9 protein-coding genes are annotated in these 6821 nt (G+C 66.2%); 8 read left to right on the forward strand and 1 reads right to left on the reverse strand.

The window, feature by feature from the left end:
* Positions 1–264: 264 nt before the first annotated feature.
* The 8 genes from kdsC to hprK all read left to right on the forward strand — a co-directional run bounded on the left by kdsC (position 265) and on the right by hprK (position 6585).
* Positions 265–795 (forward strand): 3-deoxy-manno-octulosonate-8-phosphatase KdsC, encoded by a 531-nt coding sequence (gene kdsC / locus QZY48_RS12730; protein WP_295431230.1) that lies wholly within the window; start codon positions 265–267, stop codon positions 793–795.
* A gap of 32 nt (positions 796–827) precedes the next feature.
* Entirely contained in the window at positions 828–1430 is a 603-nt protein-coding gene (gene lptC, locus QZY48_RS12735) for an LPS export ABC transporter periplasmic protein LptC (RefSeq protein WP_295431231.1), read from the forward strand.
* A gap of 11 nt (positions 1431–1441) precedes the next feature.
* A complete protein-coding gene (lptA, locus tag QZY48_RS12740) occupies positions 1442–2056 on the forward strand; it encodes a lipopolysaccharide transport periplasmic protein LptA (RefSeq protein WP_295431232.1) in 615 nt (204 codons plus the stop codon).
* Entirely contained in the window at positions 2053–2778 is a 726-nt protein-coding gene (lptB, locus tag QZY48_RS12745; RefSeq protein WP_295431233.1) for an LPS export ABC transporter ATP-binding protein, read from the forward strand. Before lptA ends, lptB begins: the two co-directional genes overlap by 4 nt.
* Positions 2779–2879: 101 nt before the next feature.
* Entirely contained in the window at positions 2880–4382 is a 1503-nt protein-coding gene (locus QZY48_RS12750; RefSeq protein WP_295431234.1) for an RNA polymerase factor sigma-54, read from the forward strand.
* A 34-nt stretch (positions 4383–4416) separates the two neighbouring features.
* Entirely contained in the window at positions 4417–4746 is a 330-nt protein-coding gene (raiA, locus tag QZY48_RS12755) for a ribosome-associated translation inhibitor RaiA (RefSeq protein ID WP_295431235.1), read from the forward strand.
* A gap of 341 nt (positions 4747–5087) precedes the next feature.
* Positions 5088–5537 carry a PTS sugar transporter subunit IIA gene (locus tag QZY48_RS12760; RefSeq protein ID WP_295431236.1) on the forward strand — a complete coding sequence of 150 codons (450 nt, stop codon included), beginning with the start codon at positions 5088–5090 and terminating at the stop codon, positions 5535–5537.
* A 16-nt stretch (positions 5538–5553) separates the two neighbouring features.
* A complete protein-coding gene (gene hprK / locus QZY48_RS12765) occupies positions 5554–6585 on the forward strand; it encodes an HPr(Ser) kinase/phosphatase (RefSeq protein ID WP_295431237.1) in 1032 nt (343 codons plus the stop codon).
* Positions 6586–6613: 28 nt separating this feature from the next.
* Here hprK and QZY48_RS12770 read toward each other — a convergent pair.
* A partial coding sequence (locus tag QZY48_RS12770; protein WP_295431238.1) for a hypothetical protein occupies positions 6614–6821 on the reverse strand: 208 nt, incomplete at its 5' end.

Consider the following 6821-nt stretch of genomic DNA (forward strand, 5'->3'; position numbering starts at 1 on the left):
ACGACAACGACAACGACGCCCGGTCCGTGACAACGTCCGGTCGCTGTAGCTGTGGGGTACGCATCGCGCACCCGGCTCCGGCGGTCGTGGCAGCTTGGCGGGTAGGCGATGCGTACCCTACGACATGTAGGTTAACACATCAGTTCTGATCCACCCAGAGGCCAGTGGACAGTGGATAGTGGTTAGTGGTTAGTGGTTAGTGGTCGGTTGCCACTTGATTTGGGTTCGGTTTCGGCCAAGTGGCCCTTTTTTGGTTAATGGATCATGCAAGATATTCTGGAACGGGCGGCGCAGATTCGGCTGGTGATCTTCGACGTGGACGGGGTCTTGACCGACGGCAGCCTGTACCTGGGCGACGACGGCCTGGAATACAAGGCATTCAACGCACGCGACGGTCATGGCATGGTGCTGCTGCAAGAGACCGGCGTGAGGCTGGCGGTCATCTCCGGGCGCCGCTCCGAGGCGGTGCGCATCCGCATGGAGGGCCTGGGAGTCGCCCACGTCTACCAGGGTCAACGCGACAAGCTGCCGGCCTTCGAGGAACTCAAGCGGGCCTTGGGGCTCACGGACGCGGTGATCGCCTACGTGGGCGATGATGTCATCGACCTGCCGGTCATGCGCCGGGTGGGACTGGCGATCGCCGTCGGGGATGCCCATCCCTTGGTTCGCCAACACGCCCACTGGTGCACCAGTGCCCCCGGCGGACGGGGCGCGGCCCGTGAGGTCTGTGAGCTGGTGATGGCGGCCCAGGGCACCCTGGAGCCGATCAACCGCGGCTACCTGGAAGGCGCCTGAACGCAAACCGATGCACAGCGAGGTGACAAAGCGTGTGGACGACGCGACAGGGGCGTCTGGCGATGGTCTTCGCCATCCTCGCAGGCGGGGCCTGGTGGCTGTTGCGCAGCCTGATCGAGGAGCCGGGCGAGCGCGTGCGCGAGCGCGCCCCTGACCACATGGTCTGGGACCTCGACGCCATCGAGACCAATACCGACGGGCGCCCGCAGCGGCATCTGGTGGCCGATCAACTGCGCCAGTATGTCGCCGAGGACCTGGCCGAACTCGACCGGCCGCGCCTGACCCTGTTCGATCGCGAGGGTGGACCGCCCTGGAAGGTGGAATCCAAACAGGGTTTCCTGCTGTCCAAGGGCGAGGAGATCGACCTGCGCGACGAGGTCCGGATCGCGCGGGCCGGTGCCGGTCCGAACCGCTCGTTGCGGCTCGCGACCTCGCAGTTGCGGCTCTGGCCCAAGCGTGAATACGCCCAGGGCGATCAGCCGGTGAGGATCGCGAGCGACGACGACTGGCTGACCGCCGCCGGCGTGCGCCTGTGGTACGCCCACCCGTCCCGGGCTGAGTTTCCCGGGCGCGCCCACATCTTTGTCGCTCCCACCCCAACCGAGAAGGGGAATGCTGGTTCAGCCGCCCCATGAACGCCAGACCGATGATCGTCACCACCGTGCCCCGGGCCCTGCCCGTCCTGGCCGCCGCGCTCTTGACCCTGGGTCTGGGCCTGACGCCCTGCAGCGCCGTCGCGCTGCAGAGCGATGCGGCGCAGCCCATGCTGATCGAGGCCGACCGGGTCGAGGTCGACGAGGGCAAGAGCACCAGCCTTTATCTGGGCCAGGTCCAGGTCGACCAGGGGACCATGCGCCTGCTGGCCGACCAGGTCACGGTCCACCACCGCAGCGACCGCCAGATCAAGTACATCATCGCCCGGGGCGAACCGGCCAGCTACAAACAGCAGCTCGACGGCGAGCAGGGCGAGATGCAGGCCTTTGCCAAGCGCATGGACTACGACGCGGACCGCGACGAGCTGATCCTGACCGGCGAGGCGCTGGTGATCCAGGGCACGGACCGCATCGCCAGCGAGCGGATCGTCTATGATCGGGCCCATGCGCGGGTGCAGGCGGGGGGCGACAGCCGGGTAAAGATCCAGATGACGCCGCAGGCCAAGAAGGACGGCAAGCCGCCGGCGCCCGGCACCGCCGCGGCACCCCCGGCGCCCCCGGTACCTGCCCCCAAGGCGCCCCCGCCCGGCAGGCAGGGCGGCGCGTGAGCACCCTCTGCGCCGCTCACCTGAAGAAGCGCTACCGCAACCGCCAGGTCCTGCGGGACGTGAGTGTCGAGGTGAACGCGGGCGAGGTCGTCGGCCTGCTCGGACCCAACGGCGCCGGCAAGACCACCTGTTTCTATCTGATCGTCGGCCTGATCCCGAGTGACCACGGACGCATCGAGTTGAACGGCCGCGACCTCACGCAACTGCCGATGCACGCGCGCGCACGGGCGGGCCTGAGCTACCTGGCGCAGGAGCCCTCGGTCTTCCGCAAACTCTGCGCGCGCGACAACATCCTGGCGATCCTGCAGACCCGCCGCGACTTGAACCGCGACCAGCAACGCGAGCGTTGCGAGCAACTGCTCCAGGAACTGGGGATCAGCCATGTCGCCGCCTCGCTCGCGCTCAGCCTGTCCGGCGGCGAACGCCGCCGCCTGGAGATCGCCCGCGCACTCGCCGTGGACCCGGTGGTGATGCTGCTCGATGAACCCTTCGCCGGGGTCGACCCGATCGCGGTCGGCGACATCAAGGCCATCGTCGCGCACCTGCGCGAGCGCAACATCGGCGTCCTGATCACCGACCACAACGTCCGCGAGACCCTCGACATCTGTGATCGCGGCTACATCATCAGTGACGGTAGCATGATCGCCGCCGGCACTCCCACGCAACTGCTCGCCGACCAGCAAGTGCGCGAGGTCTACCTCGGCACCGATTTCTCCATGTGAGCGCCCCAGACCATTCCGCCATGGCGCCCGAATAGGCTAGAATCAAAACAGGCACTCAACTTGCTAGACTCGATCGGTCCACCCCACACGCAGCCCCCGCGATGAAGCAGTCCATCCAGCTTCGACTTGGTCAGCATCTGTCGATGACGCCCCAGTTGCAGCAGGCGATCAAGCTCCTTCAACTGTCCAACCTGGAGCTCCAACAGGAGATCCAAGAGGTTTTGGACAGCAATTTCATGCTCGAGGAGGGCGATGAGGCCGACCGCTTCCAGGCCGCCGACGCCGCCGACGCCCGCCTGGTTCAGGACGCCACGCCGGAGCCGACCGCCACCGTCCAGGAACAGACGATCGAACGCGAGGTTCAGGGCGAGTCCAGTGAGATGCCGGACGAGCTCCCGGTGGACACCCACTGGGACGATGTGTACGAAAACTATCTCCCGAGCGGCAGCCAGGGCAGCGACGACAACGACTTCGACCCCTTCTCCCAGCAAAGCCGCCCGGAGACCCTGCATGACCACCTGATCTGGCAGCTCAATCTGGCCCGGCTCAGCGCGCGCGACGAGGTCATCGCGCTCGCGGTCATCGACGCCATCGACGGCAACGGCTACCTGCGTACGGACTGCGAGGAACTGCTGAGCACGCTGGGTGACCCGACGATCGCCCCCGAGGAGGTCACTACCATCATCCACCGGGTCCAGTCATTCGACCCGGCGGGGGTTGGTGCCCGCGATCTGCGCGAGTGTCTGTTGCTGCAACTGCGCCAGTTAGCCCAGGGCGCGCCGGCAGCCCCCGACCAGACCACGACGCGGGCGCTGGCCATCGCGATCTGCAAGGACGGGTTCGACTATCTGCCCCGCAACGACGTGGCGGCCCTGGCGCGCCTGCTGGACGCGCCGGAAGCGGCGATCCACGCCGCCCTGGACGTGATCCGGCACTTAAATCCCCGCCCCGGCACCTTGATCGCGGAGACCGCATCGGAGTACGTTGTACCCGACATCTTCGTGCGGCGCGTCGAAGGTGTGTGGCAGGTCGAGCTGAATCCCGAAACTACGCCTAAACTGAGAGTGAACGCCGACTATGCGCGGCTCATCCGGCGCAGCGACCAGAGTGCGGACAGCATTGCGTTGAAAAGTCACCTGCAAGAGGCCCGCTGGTTCATCAAGAGCCTGGTCAGCCGCAACGACACGGTCCTGCGCGTCGCCGCCAAGATCGTGGAGCTGCAGCAGGACTTTCTCGAACGCGGCGAGGAGGCCATGAAGCCGCTGATCCTGCGCGACGTCTCCGAGGCGCTGGACCTGCACGAGTCCACCATCTCGCGGGTCACCACCCAGAAATATATGCACACCCCGCGCGGGACCTTCGAGTTCAAGTTTTTTTTCTCGTCCCACGTGAACACGGCGGCCGGGGGCGAGTGTTCATCCACGGCCATCCGCGCCCTGATCCGCAAGATGATCACCAATGAATCGGCCCGCAAGCCCCTGAGCGATAGTCGGATCGCCGACGAGTTGGCCGATCAGGGCATCAATGTTGCGCGACGCACCGTCGCGAAATACCGCGAGGCGATGGGCATCCCACCCTCGAACGAACGCAAACGCCTGGCTTGACAGGCGGTTTGAAACCAGAGGAGAAGACCAGACCATGCATATCAACCTGACGGGTCACCATGTCGACGTGACCGAGGCCCTCAAGGGGTACGTCGATAACAAGTTCGAGCGCCTGGCTCGCCATTTCGACCACGTCATCAACGCCCACGTCATCCTGACAGTGGAGAAGTTGGCCCAGCGCGCCGAGGCCACCCTGCATGTGAACGGCGGTAAGCTGTTCGCCGACTCGGTCCATGAGGACATGTATGCCGCCATCGACACCCTGATCGACAAGCTCGACCGCCAGATCCTGCGCCACAAGGAGAAGAAGGCCAGCCACCGCCCGACGGCCGTCACCGGCACCAAGCCCGGCGAGACCGAGTAAGGGCGAACCCCGATAAACCACAGGGTCGCACTTGGGCCGGCACGCACGGACACCTCGGACACCCGTTCGAGGTGTCTTTCGTTGCGACGCCCGGTCCGTGGGAACGTCCGGTAGCTGTAGGGTACGCATCGCGTGCCCGGCTCCGGCGGTCGCCGCAGTTTAGCGGGTACGCGACGCATACCCTACGAGATGTGCGTTAACACATCAGTTATGATCGCACCCCGTGCACCCCGCACGACCAAGAGGAGTCAGCCGACATGACCCGCACCCACTTGCGCGACCCGCGCCGCGGTACCTGCCGTGCCGTCCGGCATTGCGTCCGCGGCCAGGAGCGGTAGCCGATGTTACCGCCCGACTTCATCAACGAACACCGCATTGGCCGCGGTCTTGAGATCGCGAGCAAGAAGCGTCTGCTCGAGACCCTGGCCCGTCTCCTGGCCGCGGACCATCCGCAGTTGAAACCGGACCTGATCTTCGAGCGTCTGCTGGAGCGCGAGCGGCTCGGCAGTACCGGACTCGGGCACGGCATCGCCTTGCCCCACGCCCGCGTCAAGGAGGCCACCCAGTCCCTCGGCGCCTTCGTCTCGCTCGCCCACGGGGTCGACTACGACGCGGCCGACGGGGAGCGTGTCGATCTGGCCTTTGCGCTGCTGGTACCTGAGACCGCCACCGAGGAGCACCTGCAACTCCTGGCCGAGTTGGCCGGCCGCTTCAACGATCCCGCGGTGCGCCAGCAGTTGCGGCAGGCGGGGTCCGCCGCCGCCGTCCTGCGCGTCTTCGGCGTCGCCTAGCGCCCGGCGCCCCATCATGGCCGACAGCCTCCAGTCACTCATCCGGCACACCGGGCCCCGCACCCGGCTGCGCTGGCTCACCCCTGAGCCCGGCACCCGCCGCCCGCTGCGCGGGGACGACCCGACCCTGTCCGGTCAGGCCTTGGTCGGGTCGCTCAACTGCATCCACCCGAACCGGCTGCAGGTCATCGGGCGCGCGGAACTCGTGTACCTGGCCGGTCTCGGCGCCACCGCCTTCGCCGAGACCATTGAAAAGCTCTTCAGTGACCGGCCCACCGCGGTGATCTTCTGCGACGGGATCGAGCCCGAGCCGCTGTTCTGGGACTGGGCGGAACGCACCAACACCCCCCTGATCGGCTCCCCCGTCTCGGACGAAGAGCTGATCAATCAACTGCGCTACTATCTGACCCACGCCCTGGCGGAACGCAAGACCATCCACGGCGTCTTTATCGAGGTCCTGGGGATGGGCGTGCTGCTGGCCGGGGACCCGGCGGTCGGCAAGAGCGAGTTGGCGCTCGATCTGATCAGCCGCGGACACCGCCTGATCGCCGACGACGCACCCCAGTTCGCCCGTGTCGCACCGGAGAAGCTGGAGGGCACCTGCCCGGACGCCCTGCTCGATTTCCTGGAGGTGCGCGGCCTTGGGATTCTCAATATCCGGGCCATGTTCGGCGAGGGGGCCGTGGTCCGACGCAAGACCCTGAACCTGATCATCGACTTGAAACCGCTGGATCAGACCCAGCTCGACCGCATCGACCGGCTTGCGGGGAGCCTGTCCGCCAGCACCATCCTGGGGGTGGCCGTGCCCCGGATCACCATGCCCGTGGCCCCGGGGCGCAATCTGTCCATCATTGTGGAGGCCGCGGTACGCCACCAGATCCTGCGCATTCGCGGCTATGATGCCGGGGTCGACTTCATCGACCGTCAGGCGCGCGCACTGAGCAACGACCGCCCCGACCCACCCGAGATGCGTCCGGGCGGTAGCCCGGTCGCCACCGCGCCGCCGCCCGGCGGGCCCCGGCCGGGGCCCACGGACGGCGCGGCCTGATCATGGTTAGTAACGAGTCAAGAAGAAGCTAAGCACAATCGTTAGTCGTTGTCGTTGTCGTTGTCGTTGTCGTTGTCGTTGTCGTTGTCGTTGTCGTTGTCGTTGCCGTTGCCGTTGCCGTTGCCGTTGCCGTTGTCGTTGTCGTTGTCGTTGTCGTTGTCGTTGTCGTTGTCGTAATCGTAATCGGAGAAGCGATGCAATTTGGGGTCCAAGAGAATCCGAGGGTTACGATAACC

The sequence above is a fragment of the uncultured Thiodictyon sp. genome (assembly GCF_903828115.1).
GTDB lineage: Bacteria > Pseudomonadota > Gammaproteobacteria > Chromatiales > Chromatiaceae > Thiodictyon.